Source organism: Streptomyces sp. HSS9-12, from assembly GCF_054963655.1.
The window spans coordinates 20147-41283 of the sequence record NZ_JBUEGC010000054.1 but is presented as its reverse complement, the minus strand read 5'-3'; the positions used below and the strand labels follow the sequence as shown (position 1 = coordinate 41283).

The 21137-nt window shown below is 68.6% G+C and carries 17 protein-coding genes, 1 tRNA gene and 4 pseudogenes; 8 read left to right on the top strand and 14 right to left on the bottom strand.

The genetic code is table 11. The features are described from left to right. Window positions 1-26: 26 nt before the first annotated feature. The 3 genes from ACY34J_RS24320 to ACY34J_RS24310 are packed head-to-tail and all read right to left on the bottom strand — an operon-like array spanning window position 27 to window position 4140. Window positions 27-1031, bottom strand: a complete 1005-nt coding sequence (locus ACY34J_RS24320) for an N-acetylglucosamine kinase (protein ID WP_462728710.1) — start codon at window positions 1029-1031, stop codon at window positions 27-29. Next, on the bottom strand, window positions 1028-1930 hold the full coding sequence (locus ACY34J_RS24315; protein ID WP_462728711.1) for an N-acetylmuramic acid 6-phosphate etherase: 903 nt from the start codon (window positions 1928-1930) through the stop codon (window positions 1028-1030). Before ACY34J_RS24315 ends, ACY34J_RS24320 begins: the two co-directional genes overlap by 4 nt. Next, window positions 1927-4140: an alpha-N-acetylglucosaminidase gene (locus tag ACY34J_RS24310; RefSeq protein WP_462728712.1), complete on the bottom strand. Its 2214-nt coding sequence runs from the start codon at window positions 4138-4140 to the stop codon at window positions 1927-1929. Before ACY34J_RS24310 ends, ACY34J_RS24315 begins: the two co-directional genes overlap by 4 nt. A gap of 77 nt (window positions 4141-4217) precedes the next feature. On the opposite strand from ACY34J_RS24310, the gene ACY34J_RS24305 reads away from it, so the two are divergent. From ACY34J_RS24305 to ACY34J_RS24290, 4 genes are read left to right on the top strand one after another with little or no spacing between them, the layout of a single operon-like run. Then, window positions 4218-5480: an ROK family transcriptional regulator gene (locus ACY34J_RS24305; protein ID WP_462728713.1), complete on the top strand. Its 1263-nt coding sequence runs from the start codon at window positions 4218-4220 to the stop codon at window positions 5478-5480. 25 nt (window positions 5481-5505) lie between these two features. After that, a complete protein-coding gene (locus ACY34J_RS24300; protein WP_462761975.1) occupies window positions 5506-6837 on the top strand; it encodes an ABC transporter substrate-binding protein in 1332 nt (443 codons plus the stop codon). Continuing rightward, window positions 6827-7786 carry a carbohydrate ABC transporter permease gene (locus tag ACY34J_RS24295; RefSeq protein WP_462728715.1) on the top strand — a complete coding sequence of 320 codons (960 nt, stop codon included), beginning with the start codon at window positions 6827-6829 and terminating at the stop codon, window positions 7784-7786. Before ACY34J_RS24300 ends, ACY34J_RS24295 begins: the two co-directional genes overlap by 11 nt. A 53-nt stretch (window positions 7787-7839) precedes the next feature. Next, the gene (locus ACY34J_RS24290) at window positions 7840-8604 is read left to right on the top strand and encodes a carbohydrate ABC transporter permease (protein WP_462728716.1); all 765 of its coding nucleotides are present in this window, start codon (window positions 7840-7842) and stop codon (window positions 8602-8604) included. A gap of 36 nt (window positions 8605-8640) precedes the next feature. Here the strand turns inward: ACY34J_RS24290 and ACY34J_RS24285 are convergent. Further along, a pseudogene (locus ACY34J_RS24285) lies at window positions 8641-8733 on the bottom strand (hypothetical protein); the annotation flags it as partial. A gap of 87 nt (window positions 8734-8820) precedes the next feature. Between ACY34J_RS24285 and ACY34J_RS24280 the strand changes: the two are divergent. The 3 genes and pseudogenes from ACY34J_RS24280 to ACY34J_RS24270 all read left to right on the top strand — a co-directional run bounded on the left by ACY34J_RS24280 (window position 8821) and on the right by ACY34J_RS24270 (window position 12117). After that, window positions 8821-9666 (top strand): ribonuclease H family protein, encoded by an 846-nt coding sequence (locus tag ACY34J_RS24280; RefSeq protein WP_462728717.1) that lies wholly within the window; start codon window positions 8821-8823, stop codon window positions 9664-9666. A gap of 351 nt (window positions 9667-10017) precedes the next feature. Continuing rightward, window positions 10018-11104, top strand: a pseudogene (locus tag ACY34J_RS24275) (integrase core domain-containing protein). A 134-nt stretch (window positions 11105-11238) separates the two neighbouring features. Continuing rightward, window positions 11239-12117 (top strand): alpha/beta fold hydrolase, encoded by an 879-nt coding sequence (locus ACY34J_RS24270; protein ID WP_462728718.1) that lies wholly within the window; start codon window positions 11239-11241, stop codon window positions 12115-12117. Between the two features lie 198 nt (window positions 12118-12315). On the opposite strand, the gene ACY34J_RS24265 is transcribed toward ACY34J_RS24270, so the two are convergent. The 10 genes and pseudogenes from ACY34J_RS24265 to ACY34J_RS24220 form a co-directional block, all read right to left on the bottom strand. After that, window positions 12316-12389 (bottom strand) — tRNA-Met (locus ACY34J_RS24265). Window positions 12390-13411: 1022 nt separating this feature from the next. Continuing rightward, window positions 13412-13615 (bottom strand): hypothetical protein, encoded by a 204-nt coding sequence (locus tag ACY34J_RS24260; protein WP_462728719.1) that lies wholly within the window; start codon window positions 13613-13615, stop codon window positions 13412-13414. Continuing rightward, complete coding sequence (locus tag ACY34J_RS24255) at window positions 13609-13914, bottom strand: hypothetical protein (protein WP_462728720.1); 306 nt, start codon at window positions 13912-13914, stop codon at window positions 13609-13611. Before ACY34J_RS24255 ends, ACY34J_RS24260 begins: the two co-directional genes overlap by 7 nt. 391 nt (window positions 13915-14305) lie before the next feature. Continuing rightward, window positions 14306-15079: a methyltransferase domain-containing protein gene (locus ACY34J_RS24250; RefSeq protein ID WP_462728721.1), complete on the bottom strand. Its 774-nt coding sequence runs from the start codon at window positions 15077-15079 to the stop codon at window positions 14306-14308. 56 nt (window positions 15080-15135) lie between these two features. Further along, window positions 15136-15920 (bottom strand): annotated as a pseudogene (gene istB, locus ACY34J_RS24245) (IS21-like element helper ATPase IstB). 129 nt (window positions 15921-16049) lie between these two features. Further along, window positions 16050-17135: a Mu transposase domain-containing protein gene (locus tag ACY34J_RS24240; protein WP_462728722.1), complete on the bottom strand. Its 1086-nt coding sequence runs from the start codon at window positions 17133-17135 to the stop codon at window positions 16050-16052. A 200-nt stretch (window positions 17136-17335) separates the two neighbouring features. Continuing rightward, the gene (locus tag ACY34J_RS24235; protein ID WP_462728723.1) at window positions 17336-17560 is read right to left on the bottom strand and encodes a hypothetical protein; all 225 of its coding nucleotides are present in this window, start codon (window positions 17558-17560) and stop codon (window positions 17336-17338) included. Window positions 17561-17806: 246 nt separating this feature from the next. Further along, window positions 17807-19045 (bottom strand): tyrosine-type recombinase/integrase, encoded by a 1239-nt coding sequence (locus tag ACY34J_RS24230; RefSeq protein ID WP_462728724.1) that lies wholly within the window; start codon window positions 19043-19045, stop codon window positions 17807-17809. A gap of 405 nt (window positions 19046-19450) precedes the next feature. After that, window positions 19451-19765: a helix-turn-helix domain-containing protein gene (locus tag ACY34J_RS24225; protein ID WP_462728725.1), complete on the bottom strand. Its 315-nt coding sequence runs from the start codon at window positions 19763-19765 to the stop codon at window positions 19451-19453. After that, window positions 19762-20826 carry a tyrosine-type recombinase/integrase gene (locus ACY34J_RS24220; RefSeq protein WP_462728726.1) on the bottom strand — a complete coding sequence of 355 codons (1065 nt, stop codon included), beginning with the start codon at window positions 20824-20826 and terminating at the stop codon, window positions 19762-19764. The genes ACY34J_RS24225 and ACY34J_RS24220 overlap by 4 nt, the downstream gene beginning before the upstream one ends. Before the next feature lie 145 nt (window positions 20827-20971). Here ACY34J_RS24220 and ACY34J_RS24215 point away from each other — a divergent pair. Next, a pseudogene (locus ACY34J_RS24215) lies at window positions 20972-21118 on the top strand (ATP-binding protein); the annotation flags it as partial. Window positions 21119-21137 lie beyond the last annotated feature (19 nt).

Sequence of the window (21137 nt, the reverse complement as noted above, 5' to 3'; positions counted from 1 at the left end):
GTTGAAGCCCGGCTCGGCGCCAAGCACTACCTGTCCGTACCTGCCTTGATCGACTCTCCGTCCGGCGCTGGCGACCGGGCGGTGAAGAGGTACAGGTAAGGGGAGTGGGGCCGCACCGAGCCGTTCGCGGCGGCCTGAGCCAGGGCGAGCGCGCCGGCGGTCGAGGTCCCTCGAGGTGGAGTGAAACGGGCGTCGGGGATCAGGGCCCGGACGGTGCTCTGGAACGGCTCCAGCAGGAGATCGGCGGCGTCGAAGATCCGGCCGCCCCAGGAAAAGACCGGTTCGACTCCGGACGCGGCGGCCGCCGCTGTCTGGCCGAGTTGCCTCCCGGCCTCCGTCCAGATCTGTTGGGCGACAGGGTCCCCCGCGCGCGCCGCCTCCGCGACGAACGGTGCGAACGACGCGAGGAGCTGGGCCGCCGAGTCCGACTCGTAGACAAGCGTCACCAGGTCCAGTGGGTGCCCGAAGCGGGTCGTCAGGTGTTCGTGCAACGCCTCCGACCCGCCGGTTCGGCCGTCGTGCGCGCGTAGCGCGGCGTGCAGGCCCTGCATGCCGATCCAGGCGCCGCCGCCGTGGTCGCCGAGCAGGTATCCCCATCCGTCGGACTGGTTCCAGATGGCGTCCAGGTCGGTGCCGAGCGTGATGACGCCGGTGCCGACGGCGACGACGACACCCGGCCGGAATCCGAGGGCGCCGATGTGCGTGGTCACCGCGTCACTGGCGACTACGAGTGTTCCCGGGTCGAACCGTTCCCGCAGGGTGTGCCAGAGTGTGCCCGGGTCCCTGACCAGGCCTGGGATTCCGGTGATGCCGATCGCCATTCCGGTGAACCGGTCGATCTCCAGGTCGGATGCCGCGTTCTCGACGACCCCGGCGATCCGCGGGGCAAGCCGATTGAGGTCGACCCAGCCTCGTGCGCGTGGGACGGGTGCCGTGAGCTCCCCGGAAGCGCTGGATTGTCCGGCCTCGATCCGTACCCTGATCCCTCCACCGCCGATGTCGACGCCAATGAAACCGGTCCGGCTGCTCATCCAGCACGCCCGCCCAGCGCGGCGACGGCTGCCCGGACGCCCGGGTAGTCACTGAGCGCGGTCCGCGCCTGCTCGGGCGAGCAGCCGGTGAGCAGTCGCGCGAGCGCCTCCGGGATTCGCCCGCCCGCCTCGGCCAGTGCATTGCGGCAGGTTGCCTCATTCTCGTCCGTCGCGTCGACGAGCAGGTTCACCGCGCGCTCGTTGAGTTTGGCGTTGGTGGCGACCAGCCCGACCATGAGGTTGCCGTACGTCCGGCCCGCCTTGATCATGAGGGCTGTCGAGAACGAATTGAGGATCACTTTGGTCGCCGTGCCCGCCTTGAGACGGGTGGAGCCGGTCAGCGCCTCCGGGCCGGTGTCGGCGATGATGCTGAGTTCGGCCACCTCGCGCAGCGGGGCGTCCGGGTTGCAGGTGACCAGCATAGTGAGGGCACCGGTGGCTCGGGCCGTGCGGAGCGCACCGGCGACGTAGCGGGTGGCTCCGGATGCCGTCACACCGATCGCCACGTCGTTCGCGTCGAGCACCTCGGCGTCGGCGGCGCCCAGGGCATCGGAGTCCTCGCGGTCGATGGACGAGTCGGCGACGGCGGCGGGTCCGCCGGGAAAGTGGGCGGTGAACAGGTTGCCCGGCACGCCGAAGGTCGGCGTGACCTCCGTGGCATCCAGCACCGTCAGCCGTCCGGACGCACCGGCGCCGAAGTAGTGCACCCGCCCGCCCTGGCTGAGTCGGCGATGTGCCTCGTCCACCGCCCGGCCGAGTTCGTCGAGCGTGGCGCCGACGGCCTCGACCGCCCGGGCGTCCTCGTCCCGCAAAAGCCGGAGGACATCGCGAGAGTTCAGGGTGTCGATGTCAGCGGTGCGCGGGTTACGGCGCTCGGTCGGTGGTACCACCCGGGTCATCGTGCTCCTCGTTGATCGTGCTCGGACGGGAGGGCGAGCGAGCCAGCCTCGCCCGCGTACGCGGTGAACAGTCGGCGGGACTCAGTGGCGAGGTCGCCCAGCTCTGCCGGGGGCGGCGCCGGGCCTTCCCGCAGGAAGACCTCGGCGCGTTCGCGGAGCCGTTCCCGCAGTTCCGCCTCGTGGCTGTCGCCAGGTGCGCTGAGCACCCGGTCGAGGCCACGTGCCCACAACTCCCAGCGGTCGCGGTAGTAACCGCCGACGAGCCCACCCCAGTGCCGGCCCGCGTAGTCGTCGAGCAGAGGGACGGCCGTGGGGCCCCACACGGTGATGATGCGGCGGGCGTTGTCCAGCAGGACGTCGCGGTCGGCCGGGTCGGTGGCCCACGACAGCGCCTTCGACTCCCAGTGCTGGAAGGTGTATTCGCGACGGCAGGCGAGCATCCGGTTCAGGTCATCGAAGACACGAAGGAACCGGGCGATGCGCGGTGCGCTGGCGCTGCCGAGCTGCACCGACTCCTCCACGGCGTCGAGGTGATAGCGGTCGGCGACCCTGGCCATGAAGGCGATGCCTACCTCGACGAGATCGTGCCCCAGCGGACCGGCGATCAGGTCACGATCGTAGTCGGCCACGTCGATCATCCGTTCCCATGCCTGGGCCAGGACGGTCGGCCGGTACCAGAGGGCTCGGGCCACGTCGGCGCGCAGCTCCGCTACGCCGCCTGGAATGCGCGCGTACGAGGGCCTGGCGGTGATGACGCCGTTGAACTGTTCGGGAAAAATCCGCAGGCTCCGGGCAGCGTAGATGGAGTCCAGGAGCCCGTGCCAGGCAGCCAGCAACGCGTCCGTCCGGTCGCCCAGTTCGCCGTAACGCTGGACCACGAAGGTGTCGAGCCAGGCGTCGACGTCCGCGACCCGGTGCCAGATCTGATCGGCCACAAGCTCGAAGAAGACGGCGTTATTGCGTGTCGCCTCCATGGCCAGTCCGAGACCGGTGGGCGGCCTCGGAGCCGCCAGTGCGGCATCGATCTCAGCAGGTACCCGACGCAGGTCGGCGACCGGGTCGGTCCGACCGCCGAAGTTGAGCAGCGCACACCAGAGCCAAGGTGCCCCTGAGAACTGGTCGAGGCGGTTCCACAACGGATCGTGCTCCGCCCATAGATCGGCCACGAGCATCCGGCCACCGGGTATCGCGCCGAGAAAGGCGGTGACCCGCTCCTTGGTCCAGAACTCCCGCTGGTAGGAGAACGGCCAAGCCTGCATGACCCAGACCGCGTCTGGGTCGGCGGCCCGCAGACCGGCCAGCGTTGCCGCCGCCACGCGCCCCGGGAAGGCCGGGTCGGCGTCGACTGGGACCATCTCGATGAACGGGTCGGCGGCATACCGGTGATCGCTGCCGAAGAGCTTGATCTGGGCGCGGGTGATCTCGGCGCCGATCCGCTCGTACAACGGGTCGGCAGGGTCGAGAACCCAGGTCTCGAACCCCTGCCAGTCGCGGCGACTGGCTCGTGCCGACTCCGCCGCGACCTCCCGCGGGACGTGTCCGGTGAAGGCCGGAAGCACGGGCGTCATGCCGAAGGAACGCTCGCGCTCGAGGATGCGCGCCCCCAGCTCGCGGTGGCTCTCGATCCAGGACGCGGGGAGTGGCCCGGCGAAGCCGTCCAGACAGCCCATGAACTGGAACGGCAGGTAGCCCGGCCCGCCCAGGAAGGCGCGGATCTCGTAGTCGGTGAGGCCGAGTTGGGAGTAGGCGGCGTGCAGTACGGCCTCATGACCGGTGATGGCGAGCGGCATGGTGATGCCGTGCAGAGCCATCCAGTCGATCTCACGTTCCCAGTCGGACCAGTCCCAATAAGGCATCGTGTAGCTGAAGGTGCAGAAGTTGAGGTAGTAACCCTCACGGACCCGCGCCGAGCCCTGACGGAGTCGGCCGGCTGGAAGGGGCGTCACCTGCAGTGGCAGCACGGTGTCCCAGCCCACCGACAGACCGCAGCATTCCCGCAGATAGTGATGGAGGGCGACGGACGCGCTCACTCCGTCCGTCGCGGCGACGGTGAGCACACCGCCCCTCGCCTCGTACTCATAGCAACGCCCCACGTTGGCGGACGAAACGAACCGGATCGCCTCGACCGCCGCAGGTCCGAGAAGGCGGTGGGCGAGACCTCGGACCGCGCCTGCCCACAGCGGCACTTGCCCGCCGTCACCGGCCGACATCGCAAGTCACGCCCCTTGTGGGGTTAGTTTCGTACGGCCCATAATTAATAGCCTAGCAAGGGGGCGGAGAGATCCTCATGGAGCAAATAGTCGCCGTCGGCTCGCAGTTCATGCGGGAGGTAAACGCCGCAGCCGTTCTGCGGCGGCTGCGCGCCGAGCCCAGCATGAGCGTGTCCGCGCTGGCCAAGGCGGTCGGGCTCTCCCGGCAGGCGGTCACCCGCTCCCTCAACACACTGGCCGCGGAGGGCCTTGTCGAGTTCGGCTCCGTCGATCGTGACTCCTCCCGGGCGGGACGGCCCGCGCAACTCGTGCGGTTCCGGGCCGAGGCCGGTTTCGTGCTCGGCCTCTCGATCAGCCCGCAGGACCTGAGGGTGGCCGTGGCGGATCTGGCCGGAACGGTCGCCGCGACCGACATCGTGCAGTTGGGCTCCGGTGTGAGCGGTGAAGGGGCGGTGGAGACGCTCCAGGCCACGGTGGAACGGACGCTCGACTCGGCGGGCGTCCGTTCCGGCGACGTCTGGTTCGCCTCGGTGGGCACGCCCGGCATCGTCGACCGGGCGACCGGGGTGATCCGCCTCATTCCCAGCATGCCCGGTCTGACTGGCGACATCGTCATGCGCCGTCTGAAAGAGGCCCTCGACTGCCCGGTCTATCTCGACAACGACGTCAAGCTGGCCACCCAAGGCGAACGGTGGCGTGGCGCCGAACGGCGCGAAGACTCCCTGGTGATGGTCCACTGGGGCGAACGCGTCGGCGCCGGAATCGTGTTGAACGGCGAGCTCTACCGTGGTTCCTCCAACGACGCCGGTGACGTCGGCTTCCTCGACGTGTTCGAGGACGGGGCGGGGACAGGAGCCGGTGCCGGTTCCCGCCATCCGCACGGGCTCGGCCCGTTCGAGGAACGGGTCGGCGGCGAGAAGATCGTTCGCTTGGCCGCGGCGGCCGCCGAACGCGACGGCGACGACGCGTTCCGAGACCGGATCGAAGCTGCCGGGGGCCGGGCGTTCGACGCCGTACTGGATGCCGTTGCTGACGGTACGCCGTCGGCCCTTGAGGCGATCGACGTGGTCGCACACAGCTTCGCCAAGGGCGTCGCCGCGTTCCGGGCGATCCTCAACCCCCGGCTCGTGGTCATCGGCGGGCCCATGGCCCGGTGCGGCGAGACGCTGCTCGCCGCGGTCCGCCGGCACCTCTCCGACCAGCCCCTGGACCAGCCCGCTCTGGAGGTCTCGACCCTCCAGGAAGACGCCGTCGTCCACGGGGCCCTGCGCCACTCGCTGGACGAGATTGAGCGCACCGAGTTCGGCCTGGCACGAAACGGTCGTCAGGAGGCCCGTTGAAGACACAAGGAGGACGGTCATGCGTATGACGGCACCAGCCCGGGGGCGCACGGCGCTCGCGGCGCTCGGCACTGCGGCGGCTCTCGCCCTGACGGCCTGCGCGGGCACCGGCGGCTCCAGCGGGGGAGATGACGCGAGAAAGATCGATGCATCGACGGCCGTGCCCAGTGAACCGGTGACGCTCACTCTCGCCTACACCGACGACCCGCCCACCGAGGCACTCATCGACGGCTTCACCAAGAAGCATCCGAACGTCACCATCAAGACCCAGCAGACGCCTTTCACCGACTACGTCAAGTCGATCAAACTGTCGATGTCGGCCGACCGGCCGCCGGACATCGCCGAATACAACCCCGGCGCGATGAACTCCCTTGTCCCGGCGGGCCTCGTCCTGAACTTGGAGCCCTGGGCCAAGGCCTACGGCTGGAACCGCAAGTTCCCGCAAGCCAGCCTTGAGGTGCTGAGGTCCGACAAGTCGGCCAAGCGGTTCGGCGCCGGCGGCCTCTACGCCGCACCCGGCGCGCTCTCCGTGCTGGGTGTGTTCTACAACAAGAAGATCCTGGCCGATGCGGGCGTCAAGGACGTCCCGAAGACGCTGGCCGAATTCGAGACCGCGATGCAGCGGGTGAAGGACACGGGACACGCTCCGCTGAGCATCGGTGCGCTCGAGACCGGCGGGTTCCACCTCTGGAACGCGCTGCTCAACGTCACCGGCGATGTCGGCGCCTACCGGGACTGGGTGTACGGGCGGCCGGGCGCCACGATCGAGACCCAGGACGCGAAGAAGGCCGCCCAGACGCTGACCGACTGGGTGCGCAAGGGATATGTCCCCGCGTCGGCGAACGCCACGGCCGACGCCGACGCATGGGCCAACTTCGCCAAGGACAAGAGCGCGTTCGTGGTGACCGGGAACTGGACCGCCTCCACCTTCGAGTCCGAGATGGGAGATGACGTCGGTTTCTTCCTCATGCCCTCGGAGTCGGGCACACCGGTGAAGGTTGCCTCGGGGGCGAGCGTCGCGTACGCCATCTCATCCAAGTCCAAGCACCCCAATGTCGCCGCGGCGTTCCTGAACTACCTGAGCTCGCCGGAGGCGGCGAAGATTCAATTCGGCACCGGATTCATGCCGGTCGACACCAAGGCCAAGCTGGGCGCGAAGGGGCTGAGCCGGCAGATCGCGGCCAGCTTCGCTCCGGTGGCGCAGGGCAACGGGATCGTTCCGTTCCCCGACTTCGCGACTCCCGGCATGATCGACAAGCTGACCCCCGGCGTCCAAGGCCTCATCAGCGGCAAGATGACCACCGACGACTTCCTGCGCTCCCTGCAGAAGTCGTGGGACGAGCATCATGGCTCATGACGTAACAACGCCCGTCTCCCCGCCGCGGGACGCGTCGGCCCTCGGCGGAGACGGAGCCACCGCTGGCCGCGCACCCCGCCCGCGCGGCCGCGGACGGCGGGTGCGCGGCTGGCTCTACGTGCTGCCCGCACTCGGCGTGTACCTTGGCTTCGCCATCTGGCCGGCACTGAACACGCTGCGCCTGTCCCTGCTGAAGTGGGACGGTGTCCTGCCGGCGACCTGGACAGGCCTGGACAACTACGTCGAGATCTTCCAGGACCCGGCGCTCTATGAGGCCATTCTGCACAGCCTGGTGCTGATCGTCTTCTTTTCGGTCATCCCCATCGCCGTCGGGCTGCTCATGACTGCCCTGATCATGGGGAAGGTGCGCCGGGGAATGACGTTCTTCCGGGTCGTCTTCTTCCTTCCGCAGGTGCTGCCGCTCGTCGCCGTCGGCGTGACCTGGCGATGGATGTATAGCGAGTCTGGCGTCGTCAATCAGTTCCTCGGCCTGGTGGGACTGGACTCGCTCACCCGGGCCTGGCTGGGCGACTACCGCCTGGCGCTGGTCGCGCTCGGACTCATCGGGACCTGGACGATGAGCGGACTGTGCATGATGCTCCTCCTCGCCGGGGTGCAGAAGATCGACCCGTCTTTCTACGAGGCGGCCGACCTCGACGGCGCCGGGCCGTTCCAGCAGTTCCGCCACGTCACCCTGCCCGGGTTGCGGAAGGAAATCACGATCGCCGGCGTCATCACCACGATCGCGGCGCTGGCCAGCTTCGACCTCGTCTTCGTCACCACGAATGGCGGCCCGGTCGGGCAGACCAACGTGCCTGCCCTGCTGGTCTACCGGCTCGCCTTCAAAGAGGGCGACATCGGCGGCGCCAGCGCGTTGGCCGTCGTGCTGACCGTGCTTGTGGTCGCCATCGTCAGCACCATCCGGTACGTCAGGAGGGACAAGGGATGAGAACACGCGGCGGTGTCGGCGTCCGGTACGGAGTCCTCATAATGCTGGCGGTCATGGTGCTGCTGCCGTTCCTAGGCATCGTCCTGGCCGCCGTGCACCCTCCGGGCTCGCCGGTCAGCGGGCTGAGTATCCCGGACCACTGGTCGTGGCGGACCTTCACGCTCGCCTGGGAGCAGGGTCACTTCACCGACCTGATGCGTTCCAGCATCTTGATCGCGTTCTGCGTGGTGCCGCTGTCGGTGGTGCTGGCCACACTCGCCGCCTACGGGCTGACCATACTGAGGGTCTGGGGCAACCGGACGCTGTCGATCGGGTTCGTGCTGGGACTCACGCTGCCGGTGGAGCTCGTGGTGGTGGCGCTCTATTTCAACCTGCGCGAAGTCGGCCTCACCAGCTCCTACCTCGGCATCATTTTGGCCGAGGCGGCGCTGTTCATGCCGTTCGGCGTCTACTGGATGCAGGCGCACTTCTCCAGCGTCCCCGGCGAACTGGTCGAGGCGGCACGCATCGACGGCGCCAGGGACCTCGTCGTGTTGGTGCGGGTGCTGCTGCCAATCTCCCGGCCGGCGATCACCACGCTGTCGGTCCTGTACTTCATGTGGTCGTGGAACCAGTTCCTCCTAGTGCTGGTCATGATGCAGGACCCGGACCGGCGGACCGCGCCGACCGGTCTGGGATTCTTCGTCGGCCAGTACTCGACGGACATCCCGTTGCTGGCGGCTGCCAGTCTGATCGTCATCGCCCCGATCGTTCTGGTCTACCTGACGTTCCAGCGCAGCTTCATCAGCGGCATCACTCAGGGAGCAATCAAGAGCTGACGTTGCACCACAGCAAGCGCACGGCTCGCCGCTCATCACAACCGACCCGGTGGCCACGGGATCGGGGTGATAGCGGAACACAGGAAGTGCTGCGCGCGGGGAGCTGGTGCGACTTCTGCATCCCCACATGGTGCCCCCGGCCACCGACAGCCTGCTGGTTCGCCATTGGTCCTGGCCTTCTGTGTCCTTGGTCTGCGGCGCTGGCATCATCGGTGCATGACGGAACGGATCACCGCCGCCTGTGACGGGGCCTCGAAAGGCAATCCAGGCCGCGCTGCTTGGGCATGGGGCATCGCAGACACCCACGGCGCCCCAGGACGCTGGCAGGCAGGCCCCCTGGGCACAGCCACAAACAACGTCGCGGAGCTGGCCGCACTGGAGCAACTGCTTCAGGCAACGGATCCGGCCGTGCCGATGCAGGTACGCATGGACTCGCAGTATGCGATGAAGGCGGTCACCCTCTGGTTGCCAGGCTGGAAGAAGAACGGTTGGAAGACCGCCGCGGGCAAGCCGGTGGCCAACCAGGGCCTGGTCGAACGCATCGACACGCTGCTGGCCAGCCGCGCGGTGGAGTTCGTACACGTTGCGGCGCACCAGGTCGGCGGGGACGAACTGAACGCCTTCGCTGACCAGGCCGCCAGCCACGCGGCCCGCACCCAGCAGCCTGCAGGAACCTCGTACGGATCCGCCCCGCCGCCGACCGAGCCCGCTGCGCCTGCTGGCACTCGCAGCCGAAGTCGGCGTTCCGTTCCGCCCACGCAGCGGTCGAGTCCGCGAGCGTCGAAGGAAGAGTCACCGCGAGGGGAGGAGGCTACGCTCCCGGCGGGCTGCATCCCGGCGAAGTTTCCAGGACGATGCCGCTGCGGTCGGCCGTACGCCACCGGAGAGGCGATCGCGAAGAACCCGCAGGGGTGGGGACATCCAGCCTGCCGGGGCACCGAGGCGGAGACCGCCGAGAAAGGGTTCGTGGCCAACCAGCAGCGCGTTGCGGCGGGGGAGACCTACCGGTCGCGCAAGGCATCCGGCTGGCGCCGTGGCGGAAGCCGGTCCAGCGGCCGCTGACGGCACCGACCTCCGGGCGGTAACGAGCCCACCGGCTCAGGGGCGATGGCCGCTGACCCGGTGCGGTGGGGGCGGGCTGTTGGTCACGAGGGGCCCAGTTGTCGCCGATGACGCCGACGTACGTCATGCGGAGGGACTGAAGGGGTGCGGAGGGGGATCTGTGGGTCAGACGCTTGGTCTGAAGCAGGGCCGCGGTGGCGGCGCGCAGTTGTTCAGTGCGGCCCTATGAGACCGATGACGAGCAGGTCGTGCTCGACCTGGTCAACGCCGACCGTGTGCCGTTCGGAAACTCATCGCTGCTGCTTGGAGGTGGTCTGGCGCGGCATCACGGTCTGCTGGAACCCTGTCCGGGTGATCGTTTCACTGGTGTACCAGGTGGCGCGAAAGCTGCTCGTGGTCCCGGCGGTGCTGCTACGCCGGGACATGGCGAAGGACGCGGAATTGCTGGTGCTGCGGCACGAGAACGGGGTGCTGCGCAGGCAGCTCACGAAGCCGGTGCGCTATGAGCTGACGGATCGGCTGTGGTTCGCAGGGCTGTCCTCGCTGATCCCCCGGCGCCGGTGGGCGCAGGTGTTCCCGGTGGCGCCCACGACGCTGCTGGCGTGGCACCGCAGGCTGATCGCCCGGAGGTGGGACTACAGTAAGCGCCGGAGCAGGCCCGGTCGACCGTCGACCGCGAGTGCGGTGAAGGCTCTGGTGCTGCAGCTCGCCAGGGAGAATCCGCGCTGGGGCTGCCGACGGATCCAAGGGGAACTCGTCCGGCTCGGACACCCGGTCGGCTCGACGACGATCTGGGAGATCCTCACCGCAGCGGGCATTGATCCAGCCCCACGCCGCAGCAGCCCGACGTGGCGTGAGTTCCTGACCGCGCAAGCCGAGGGCATCATCGCCTGCGACTTCGTCCACATCGACCTGGTCGATCTGCGCCGGGTGTACGCGCTCGTGTTCCTCGAGCACGGCACACGCCGGCTGCACATCGCGGGAGTGACTGCCCATCCCACCGGGTCCCTGGACGGTGCAACAGGCGAGAAACCTTGCCGTCGAGTTGGGTATGCGGGTGGACTCCCTGCGTTTCTTGCTCCGCGACCGGGAGGCGAAGTACACCGATTCCTTCGACGCGGTCTTCGCGGCCGACGACATCCGGGCTGTGAGGACCTCGCCGCGGGCCCCTCGGATGAACGCCCACTGCGAACGGGTCATCGGCACCCTGCGGCGCGAGGTCCTCGACCACCTCTTGATCTGGAACGAGTTCCACGCCCGGCACGTCCTCGATGCGTACGCCCGGCATTACAACGGTCATCGCCCCCACCAGGCTCGTCGACAGCTCCCTCCCCTCGTCCGGGAGCACCCGACGCCCATGGTCGCCCCGTCCGCTCACCGGGTTCTACGCACCCGAATACTCGGCGGCGTGATCAACGAGTACAGATACGCAGCCTGACCAGGGGCGATGAGTTTCCGAACGGCACACGGTCTGGCTGATTTCGGCCCCGGGGAGGTGCCGCAAGGCCGGGACACCGCTACCGTACCGACTGGACGGTACGATCCTGCCCCAGGCCACCAAGGAGCCACGCGATGCCGCGCGCCAAGTCCAACGGGATCGAGCTCGAGTATGACGTCTTCGGCGACCCGGAGCATCCCGCCATGCTTCTTGTGATGGGGCTGGGCGCTCAGATGACCTCGTGGCGCCCGGAGTTCTGCGCCGCCCTTGCCGACCGCGGCTTCCTCGTTGTGCGCTACGACAACCGCGACTGCGGCTTGTCTACTAGCCTCGACGAGCACCCGCCACCGGACGTGGCCGCTGTGCTCGCGGGCGACACCTCCCGCGTGCCCTATCTGCTCGCCGACATGGCCCAGGACGCCGCGGGCCTGCTCGACGCGCTCGAGATTCCCGCCGCGCATGTTGTCGGCGCCTCCATGGGTGGCATGATCGCCCAGCAAATGGTGATCGACCACCCGCATCGCGTGCGGTCGCTCTGCTCGATCATGTCCACCACCGGGGATCGTTCCGTCGGCCATGCCTCCCAGCGAGCCCGAGCGGCGATGCCCAGCTACACCGGCGCGCCGTTGACCCGGGAGGAAATCGTCGCCGATGGAGTGAACCGGGCGTCCGTCATCGGCTCTCCGGCGTTCCCGGTCGCTCCCGATGTGCTTCGGGAGCGCGTGACGGCGGCTTACGACCGCGCGCACCGGCCGGAGGGCTACCTCCGCCAGTACGCCGCCATCCTGGCATCACCGGACCGTACCCCCCATCTACGCTCCGTCAACGTTCCCACGCTGGTCCTGCACGGCCAGGAGGACCCCCTTGTCGGCCTCAGCGGCGGGCAGGCAACCGCCGCCGCGATACCCGGCAGCGAACTGATCGTGATTCCTGGGATGGGTCACGACCTGCCGGAACAGTTGTGGCCGAGCCTCATCGAGGCCATCGCGAACACCGCGTCCAAGGCCTCCTGAGCAAGCACGCGGTGGGCCAACCCGGCTCCGTCCGGCCTTCGCCGGAGAGCCTCATGTCAGCGGAGCAACTCAGCGCGGGATGCGGGCCTGGCCGCATCCCGCGCACCGTGGTTTTCCTTTAATGGGCTGGGCAGAGCATTATTCGAACGCGCCCAGACGCAGTGAAGGCCCGGTATACACCGGGCCTTCACGTCTGAGTAGCGGGGACAGGATTTGAACCTGCGACCTCTGGGTTATGAGCCCAGCGAGCTACCGAGCTGCTCCACCCCGCGTCGGTACCGTGAACTGTACGGCACCGACCCGGATCGGCCGAATCGACTTTCGCCCGCGCTGCGCCAGGTCGCTGATCTACCGTCCCCGGTCCGCCGGCGGCCAATCGGACATTGTCCCCGGCGCCGCCCGTTCGTGACCGCCGTATCGCGCAGTCCGTGCCCGCCCGGTCGGGGCCAGGTGGTCAGCCGACTTCGATGACGATGCGGGAGCGGTCAGGGGGTGACCTGGTCGTCCGCGAGCCCCTCTCGGGCCGCGCCCGGACCTGCCCCAGGCCGGTCGGCGGCGAAACTCGGTACCTGGATGTCAGTGCGGGTTCCTACTGTGGTGGGTCATGAGCACGCAGGCTTTCGACGGCGGCTACCTGATACCCCTGTTCAGCCTTATGGAGCGGCTGCGCGGGGAAGGCGTCTACCGGCCGCTGCCGACCCCCGCCCCCTCATAAGTGCCGGTCGTGGTGAGTGCTGCGGGAAAAGGCGCGACTTTGATCGCGTCAGGTGTGGGTCAGGAAGGCGAGCGTGAGCGAACCGCTGATGACGTGTCGTAAGAAATTCCAGTGGCGTCGAAACCAGGGCGAGACCAGGGATCTGGGACAAGTCCGGGGGGCCTGCTGACTGCCCGGATGGCGTCCGGTATGTAGGCGGCGCGAGCCTGGCCCGGGCTCTTTCACGGAATGTGAGAACCTGTCGCCCCGATACGGCCGCTGGACAGCCTGTCCGGCAGCGGGAGGGAGAACCCCAAGCGGCCAACACCGCAAGGGGCGGAGTACCGATGCGGGGGACGGGGACGGACCGTCTCGTAGTAGTGACGAAGCCTGGTAGTGCGGGTGGAGCGAAGGGGACGGATCATCCTGGCCTGTTTGGCGGTCAACCGGCGATGCCGGGAGGAGCCGGGTGAGCGGGTCGAAGTCGTTCGAGATCTCGAAGCATGTGGTCTGGGAGGCGTATCTCAGGGTCAAGGCGAACCGGGGAGCGGTCGGCGTGCATGAGGAGCATCAGCCGCCGCACCGACAGAGAGATGCGCTCTATGGCCGGGTGGTCAGGACGACGAACCGGGAGTGGTAGTCCAGGCGTTCCTCGAGGGACCATTCCTCATCTTCGGCGGGCTGGGCCCGCAGTGGGGGAGCACTGACGAACTGCTGCAAGCCGTCCCGTGTGGTCGGCGGCGCATACGCCGCCACCCGCTGTCCCCCTTCGGGGACGGGGTCGGCATGGTGGGCTGCTACCACTGGGCTGCCTCCTGGGCGGCGTCGTAGATCCGGGACGGGCGGGGGAGAACGCGGGCAGGAGCGACGGAGGGCTCGTGCTCGGGGGAACCGTCGACGGCATCGTCCGGTGGGCCGAGCGGATCGTCGTCCTCGTCCCAGCTGTCCTCGAACTCTTCCTCACCGTCCGGCTCATCGAGGCTCGTCGGGGTGAAGGCGCCCACCAGGCCGTAGGAAACGGTCGGGGCCGCGAGAAGGTCGGGCGGCTCCTGCTGGGGCGGGGGGTCGATCCCGACGGAGCACGCTTCCGCCGGACGAACCACGATGATGTGGCCTTCGTCGGCCAGGTCAGCGAATACCTCGCTCGACTCAGCGGATCACGTGGAGAGCCGGATGCTCGGCCAACGGGCACGTCCGGTTCAGCGGGCGGGGACGGGAAAACCGACACCCGGAAGGGCGCACGGCGTCCCGTCCCCGACCCAACACATGGAACTCGACCGGCGAGGCGCTGAGCTGCTGTTCCAGGTCCTGACCTGGCTAGGGCGGCGTTCAGCGGCCCCACCAAGGCGACTCCAACTGGCCCCAACTTGCGGGCGATTTGTGAAGATCAGGCGTTGTGAGGTGGCTCCGCGGGGCGGCTTGATTTGGGACCGCCGGGCCCCGGATCGGGAACCGGGACTGCGCAGTTGTCACCGCGCGAGTCCCGGCCCTTCGTCAGCGGGAGCAGATCACGGTGACGAGTGTGAAGGAAGCGAAGAAAGGTCCCTCAGAGAGCGAGACGAACCACCGACGACCGCGTGCTTCGTCGATGCGACCGTCCTGGAAGGCTTGCTGCATGTTGCGGCCGAGTCCCAGGGTGCGATCCGCGTCCTGGAAGTCGAGGAAGACCGGGGTCGTGGCACTCACTGTCTCGACGACGAAGCCTGCCTGGTCCGCGTGACGGGCGAGGCTGCGGCCGATGGTGGCGTGACGGACCACTTCCGACGTGGTGTAACGCGTGAACGCTCGGCTCGTGTCGAGATCCTCCGCATCGACCACCAGGGTGTCCCAGTCCGGCTCCGCCAGAGCGATCCGCGCTCCTGGCCGCGTGGCCAGGTGGAGTTGTGCCAGCACGCTGGCCGGCTCGGCGACATGCATGAGGACCCGGTCGATCTTGGCCCGGTCCACCGTGCCGGGCTCGACGGGCAGGGCGTGGGCGTCTCCCTCGCGGATCTCCACTACTGGCAGGTCGCTGGTGCGTCGGCGGGCTTCGGACAGCATCGCCGGGTCACGGTCCACGCCGATCACTGTGCCGCTCACGCCGACGCGTTCTGCCAGCGTCGGCAGGTCTGTACCCGGGCCGCATCCCACGTCGAGCGCGGTCTGCCCTGACTGGACGTCCAGCAACTCCATTAACTCCTGCTTGTAGCCGCGGCCGGCGATGCTGCCCGCAGCCCGCAGCATGTAGGCAGCCTGGTCAGGTCGGGGCGCTCCGAGAGTTGTTGACATGAGGGAAGTGAAACACGGTCCATGATCCGTGGGCAGCGCCATTCAAGGACAGGCTTCTACTGGGTGCCGTTGTTCTTGGCCTTGGTGCGGGCCAGGCGGTAGGACTCGGTGCCGGTCTCGATGAGGGTGGCGTTGAAGGTGAGCCGGTCCACGATCGCCGCGCAGAGCCGCGGGTCTGTGAAGGTTTTGGACCAGCCGGTGAACGCCTCGTTGGAGGGATCGCGATGCTGTTCTTCTCCTCCCGCTCGGTCAGGACCTGGAAGAGCATCTCGGCGCCGCGGCGGTCGAGTTCGAGGTAGCCGAGTTCGTCGATTTCCAACAGGTCGACGCGTCCGTAGCGGGCGATGGTCTTGCCGAGCTGCTTGTCATCGGCAGCCTCGGACGAGCTCGTTCACCAGGCTGGCTGCGGTGGTGTAGCGGACGCGGTGGCCGGCCATGGCGGCCGCGGTGCCCAGGGCGATCAGCAGGTGGGACTTGCCGGTGCCGGAATCGCCGATCAGACACAGCGGGTAGCCCATGGTGATCCAATCGCAGGTGGCGAGGGAGTGGATAACGGCCGGATCGACGTTGGGGTTGGCGCTGTAGTCGAAGTCGCGCAGGGACTTCTCGCGCGGGAAGTGAGCGGCCCGGATGCGGCGTTCGGCCCGGCGGCGGTCGCGGTCCTCGCACTCGGCCATCAGCAGTTCGGCGAGGAACCCGGCGTAGGAGAGCCCTTCACGTTCGGCGCGGGCGATGGTGTCGGCGGCTGCGCCCGCATGGTGGGCAGCCGCAGCATCCGGCAGGCGGTGTCGATCGCGGCGTCCAACGCCTGGGCGGTCAGCGCGTGATGGACGGCAGTCATGACGAATCCTTCCGGCGAAGCTGGAGCAGTTCGTCCCACTGCTCCAGGCGGGGCAGCGGGCGGGCGTCTTCGGGCAGGGGCCTGGCCAGGCGGCGCGGAGTGAGGTGGCAGACCTGTGGCAGCTGCGGGTCAAGCGGTCCCGGCTGAACGGGCGGCGCCGGTGTGGCGGTGACGGTGGGGGCCCGGCCGGCGGCCTGGGCGGCCTTGCGGGCCTCCAGGGCTGCAGGTGCCCAGCTCGACGGCGCCCCGCAGACCCGCGAGCACATCGGCGTGCTGTTGGTGACGGTGCAGGAGCAGAATCCTGACCAGGGCTTTTGTTCCTTCGATCTCGCCGAGCCGCTGCTTGGCCATGGCCCAGAACGCCTCGTGCTCGGCGGTAAAGGTGCCCTCGGCGCGGGCCTGGTGCAGTGCCTCGGAGCGGTCCAGAGCGCCAGGTTTGCGCAGCAGCACTTCCAGATAGTGGTCCAGCACCAGGTGCTCCAGGCCGCGGCCGGCGAGCCGGGCATGGCGGGCGATCTCACGGCGGCCTTCGAACACGACGAGCGTGTCGCCGGTCAGGTGGACGGTGACCTTGCGGTCGATGAAGCGGACCGGGACGGAGTACGAGCACATCTTCACCGTGATCCGGCTGTAGCGGTCGACCCTCGGCTGGAAGGTCATCGCTGTCTCGAACGGCTCCGGCGGCAGCGGCAGCAGGTGCGGCGCTTCCCGGGCGAAGTCCTGGCCGATCGTGCGGATCCGCGAACGGATCCGGCGGTCCAGCTCGCGCTCCTCGAACACGGTGATCTGCTGGTTGAGATCCTCCAGCGTCGCCACTCGCGGGACCGGGGTGAGGTAGTTGCGCCGGAAGTAGCCGACCTGACCCTCCACTCCGCCCTTCTCGTGGGCGCCGCGCAGTCCCGGCTCGCAATAGAACGGACGGAACCCGTAGAACTCGCGCAGCGCGGTCCACTTCGGGTTCTCCTCTCGCAGCCGACTACGGAAGATCACCTTGCGAACGGCCGGGGTGAGGTTGTCGTAGCGCACCTGCCCGGCCGGCACCCCGCCCAGCACGGACAGGGCGTGCACGTGTCCTTCGAAGAACGCCTGTTGCCCGCAGGAACGGGAGATCCGATGGACGGCCCGGCCCGAATAGGCCAGGCGGAACGCGAACAGGTAGCACTTCACCCGCTGCCCGGCCAGGTCGACCCACACCTCCAGCCAAGGTGGGGCCACTTCGCCTCGCCACTACCCCTCAGTGCCCCCGAACGCCCTCCCACTGAGGCCAGTTGGAGTCGCCTTGGTGGGGCCACTGAACGTCGCCCTAGCCATCCTGACCGAGCGGGAGGAGAAGAACAGCGTCGCCATCGCCTCCAACGAGTCCTTCAGCAAAGCGCACTTGTTCCGGCGAACTCGTGCGAGGTGCCGCCGAAACATCACGGGTTCGGAGGCGGCAAGCGTCGTCGTCCTCTGCGCTGGGCGGGTGGCTGGCGTCCCCAGGTCAGAAGCAGTTGAAGCACTTCCTTCGCGTTTTGTTGGCGATTGGGCGAGCGGAAGAACACGGCGGCCATGGTCGGCACCGCGACGAGACCGAAGTAGATCAGGCCGAGGGCTACGAGCCTGCCGGGAAGGCTGGACAGGAACGGCAGAACCGCCGCCATGACATCTCCGTCAGCGTTGTTGTCCTCCGCGCTGACGGGGCGGCTTACCGCAGCCGAAACAGCCCGGTCCAACGATCATGAACGTTGGCAGGTTCACCCGGTTTGAGTCAGTAGGTGCCCGGTCCGGGATCCGTTATGGCTGCGTACTCTCCGGCGGTCACGAGCCGCCTGTCGGCAATGGTCCCGACGAGAGCTGTGGTCAGGATGCCACAACGGGCCGCACTGCGTGGGAAGTTCGAGTCCGCGCTATGGCGTCTGTCGGTGAAGTCGCCCCTCGTCGACGCGTTCGGCGAGATAGATCAAGGTGGCCTGCGGGTCCATCCCGAAGGCGGCGGCGACGAGCTTGGGGTCCATGGTGTTCACCAGGTCGACGAGGCGGGTGCAGCGGATCATGCGAGGCGGATATCCGCAGTCGTCGAGAACGTGGGAGAGGTAGGCAGTTGAGGCCGGGCTCCGCCCGGCCTTGGTTCCCTTGGTGACCATCACGTGTGGATTGGCCGTCGGCCATGCCGCGCGGTGGGCCAGGCACCGCTGCAGCACCGTCCAGGAGGCAGGGTCCAGCGGCATCGGGTGGGGTCGCTTGCCGAGCCGGATCGTCTGCGTCCGCGGGTCAATGTCGGCGATCTTCAGCATCCGGACCTCTGCGCTGGAGGCACCGTGCAGCAGGGAGAGGATGCCGAGCAGGGCCTCGTGCGGGTGGACGAGGTCGTCGGTAGTCCAGCGGCGGAAGAGTTCGCGCTGCTGGTCGAGGGTGAGGGTGCGGCCGCGGAAGCCGGTCGGCTCCTTCGCCGTCAGGGTGCGGGTGGGGTCGATGAGCACGATGCGCTGGGAGCGGGCGAAGCGGAAGAACTGCCGCAGCACGACCAGCTGCCGCTTGCGGGCCTTGGGCAGGCTGGCCAGGAAGGCTTCGATGTCGTGGACGTCGACCAGGGCCCAGTCGTTCTTGCCGCGGTGCTCGGTGAGGAAGCGGGCCAGGTCGCGCAGGATGGACAGGGCGGTTTCCAGGGTGTGATCGCTGCGGGGGCGGGTGCCGGCCCGGCGGGCCCGGTCCTGGGCTCGCATGCGGGAGGCGTCGAAGGCGACGACAGCGGGCCGAAGGGGTTCGGGGACGGCGTCAATGCGGCGCTTGCGCCGACTGGCGGCGAGCCGTTCGGCCTGGTTGGTGGGCAGGGCCAGGCCGTGGAGGGTGAAGAAGTCCTCCAGGGCGCGGGCGAAGGAGCCCATCGACCGTCCGGTTTTGCCGGATCGCTCCAGCAGGGCCTGAGGCGAGTTGGCGTGCTCGTCGTTCAGGATCCGGCCCAGGTCGGTGACGAGGCCGCAGGCCCGGGCGACGCAGAAGCGGGCTGCGACATGCGCGACGAAGTCGTCGAGCCAGGCGGGCGGGTCGGTGAGCTGGTCACGGAGATGCTCGCCGCGGATGAAGGGGCGGCCGGGGTGCCGTTGCCAGCAGGCCGAGCACAGCCCCAGACCGGCATGGCGCCGCAACTGCCCACATTCGCGGCAGACTCGCGGCGTCTGCTTCGGCGGACCCGGGCGCGAGCACGACCCGCACCAGCCGGTGTCCTCCCGGAGATAGCCGGGTTTGCCGCAGCGCGGGCAGGGCTGCTGGGCGGCGAGCCGCTCGGCTTTGCGGCGGCAGTCCCGGCACAGACTGCTCTGGGCCGCACGGACAGGATGGCCGCACTCTTGGCAGACCCGCGAGCAGGTGATGCACCGGCCGGTGTCCGGCTGGAGCACGCGGTCCTTGCCGCAGGACGGACATGCCGCCTTCGCTGCCTGCTCCTGCATCCGACGCCAGCACCGGCAGCAGTGCTCACGGTCGCGATAGCCGACCGGGGCCCCGCATGTGACGCAGTCCCGCTGCTTCTTGCCCACCGCAGTCTCCGCCGGTCACAGGGGCGGCATCGACCGGCCCCGGGCGGAGGCCGCCTTGGGAAGATCGGCGACCGGTCGGGGCGGTGCGACGGGCCGTTCAACGGGGGTCGCGTCGACCTCGATCAGGTCGTTGGGGGTGCACTCCAGCGCGGTGCACAACGCGGCCAGGGTGGTCATCTTCACCTGCGAGGGCTCCCTGGTGAACAGCGCGGACACCGACGCCGAGGACAGCTCCAGGCCGGCCTTCTCGGCCAGCAGCCGCCGCAGTTCCGTCCCGGTCCACACCTCGCGCTGGGCGGCGGCCATCCGCAGCCGCCATCGGATCTTCATGCCGTGGTGTCCTTCCCGGTCAACTCGGCCAGGGTGCTAGCGACGGCCCGCTGATAGGCGTCCTCGATGAAGGTCGCGGAGGGCCGGACATAGCGCATGGTCGAGCTGACCGTCCAGTGCCCGAGCATCTGCTGGATCGCCACCAGGTCGACGCCGCGTTCGTAGTTGTGGGTCGCGCAGGCTCTTCGCAGGGCATGCGGGCTGAACCGTTCGGCGGCGGGGCGGCCTTCGAGTTCCATCAGATAGCGCAGCCGGTTGCGGATGGTCCCGCGATGCAGGCTTCCGCCGGACTCGTCGGCGAACAGCACCGGCGAGTCGGGGAACTTGCCCCGCACGTCCTCCAGGAACCACCGCAGCACCAGGTCCAGGCCGTCGAGCATGGGCACCCAGCGCGGCCGTGGCCCGGAGGTGTGGGCTCCCTTGCCGAAGCGGACGTGCAGCTTGCCGAACGGGCCCCGCGAGAAGTGCACATCCGGCTGCTCCAGCAGCGATGCCTCCTCCGAGCGGACCCCGGCGTGATACAGCGTCCGGAACAGCGCATAGTCCCTTGCGGCGGGCCCGTACTTCCTCGCGGTCGCGATCCGCTGCTTCATGAAGTCGAAGAATTCCGCCACTCGCTCCGGTGTCGGCGGCGGCACCAGGGCCGGGGAGTCGTCGCCGACATGCCGGGAGGCATTGAACTCGTCGACCGGACAGACCAGGCGGACGCCGAACGCGGCCTCGATCTCGGCCGCCTTGCGGGCCTGCAGGAACCGGTGGAAGCCCTTGAAGATCTGCACATACTCGCGCCGGGTCGAGGTCGCCCGGCCCTTCACCGCCAGGTCACCGACCACGCGGTCGATGTCCTCCGGCGTCACCTCCCACGCCGGCCGCCCCAACGCGGACAGGGTCCGCTCCAGCAGGCCGATGTCGTTGTCGATGGTCACCGGGCTGAACCCGCGAGCCCGCCACGAGGCGACGAACGCATCGACACACACGGCCTGGAACTGCCACGGGTCCGTCGCCAGGGGCTGCTGCGGGACGGCCCCGCCCGCGATGACCTGGAGTCTGGCCTCGGCCACCGGCACACCTTCCTCGCACCTGAACGGTCAAGGCAGCACCTTGAAAACCGGGGCGCCACCGCGAGAACCAACGAGGACTGACAGAGCGGGATACGGCCAGGTGGCAGCGGCAACTCTTGTGAGGGAACAAGTGCCAGCCCCAGATGGTTGGACGAAGACGTTCACCGACCCGCGTCTCTGCGCGGCGATCGTGGACCGGCTGACCTTCAACGGCACGATCATCGAGACCGGGACCGACTCCTACCGCCTCGCCCACACCAAAGCCCTGGCTGAGCAGACCGCAGTCGGCTGAACTTGCCGAGCGCCGCTTC

Bases quoted from the DNA above. Each gene is read 5' to 3' on its own strand.
- ACY34J_RS24320 (WP_462728710.1), bottom strand. From the start codon at position 1,031: ATGAGCAGCCGGACCGGTTTCATTGGCGTCGACATCGGCGGTGGAGGG.
- ACY34J_RS24315 (WP_462728711.1), bottom strand. From the start codon at position 1,930: ATGACCCGGGTGGTACCACCGACCGAGCGCCGTAACCCGCGCACCGCT.
- ACY34J_RS24310 (WP_462728712.1), bottom strand. From the start codon at position 4,140: ATGTCGGCCGGTGACGGCGGGCAAGTGCCGCTGTGGGCAGGCGCGGTC.
- ACY34J_RS24305 (WP_462728713.1), top strand. From the start codon at position 4,218: ATGGAGCAAATAGTCGCCGTCGGCTCGCAGTTCATGCGGGAGGTAAAC.
- ACY34J_RS24300 (WP_462761975.1), top strand. From the start codon at position 5,506: ATGACGGCACCAGCCCGGGGGCGCACGGCGCTCGCGGCGCTCGGCACT.
- ACY34J_RS24295 (WP_462728715.1), top strand. From the start codon at position 6,827: ATGGCTCATGACGTAACAACGCCCGTCTCCCCGCCGCGGGACGCGTCG.
- ACY34J_RS24290 (WP_462728716.1), top strand. From the start codon at position 7,840: ATGGTGCTGCTGCCGTTCCTAGGCATCGTCCTGGCCGCCGTGCACCCT.
- ACY34J_RS24280 (WP_462728717.1), top strand. From the start codon at position 8,821: ATGACGGAACGGATCACCGCCGCCTGTGACGGGGCCTCGAAAGGCAAT.
- ACY34J_RS24270 (WP_462728718.1), top strand. From the start codon at position 11,239: ATGCCGCGCGCCAAGTCCAACGGGATCGAGCTCGAGTATGACGTCTTC.
- ACY34J_RS24250 (WP_462728721.1), bottom strand. From the start codon at position 15,079: ATGTCAACAACTCTCGGAGCGCCCCGACCTGACCAGGCTGCCTACATG.
- ACY34J_RS24235 (WP_462728723.1), bottom strand. From the start codon at position 17,560: ATGGCGGCGGTTCTGCCGTTCCTGTCCAGCCTTCCCGGCAGGCTCGTA.
- ACY34J_RS24225 (WP_462728725.1), bottom strand. From the start codon at position 19,765: ATGAAGATCCGATGGCGGCTGCGGATGGCCGCCGCCCAGCGCGAGGTG.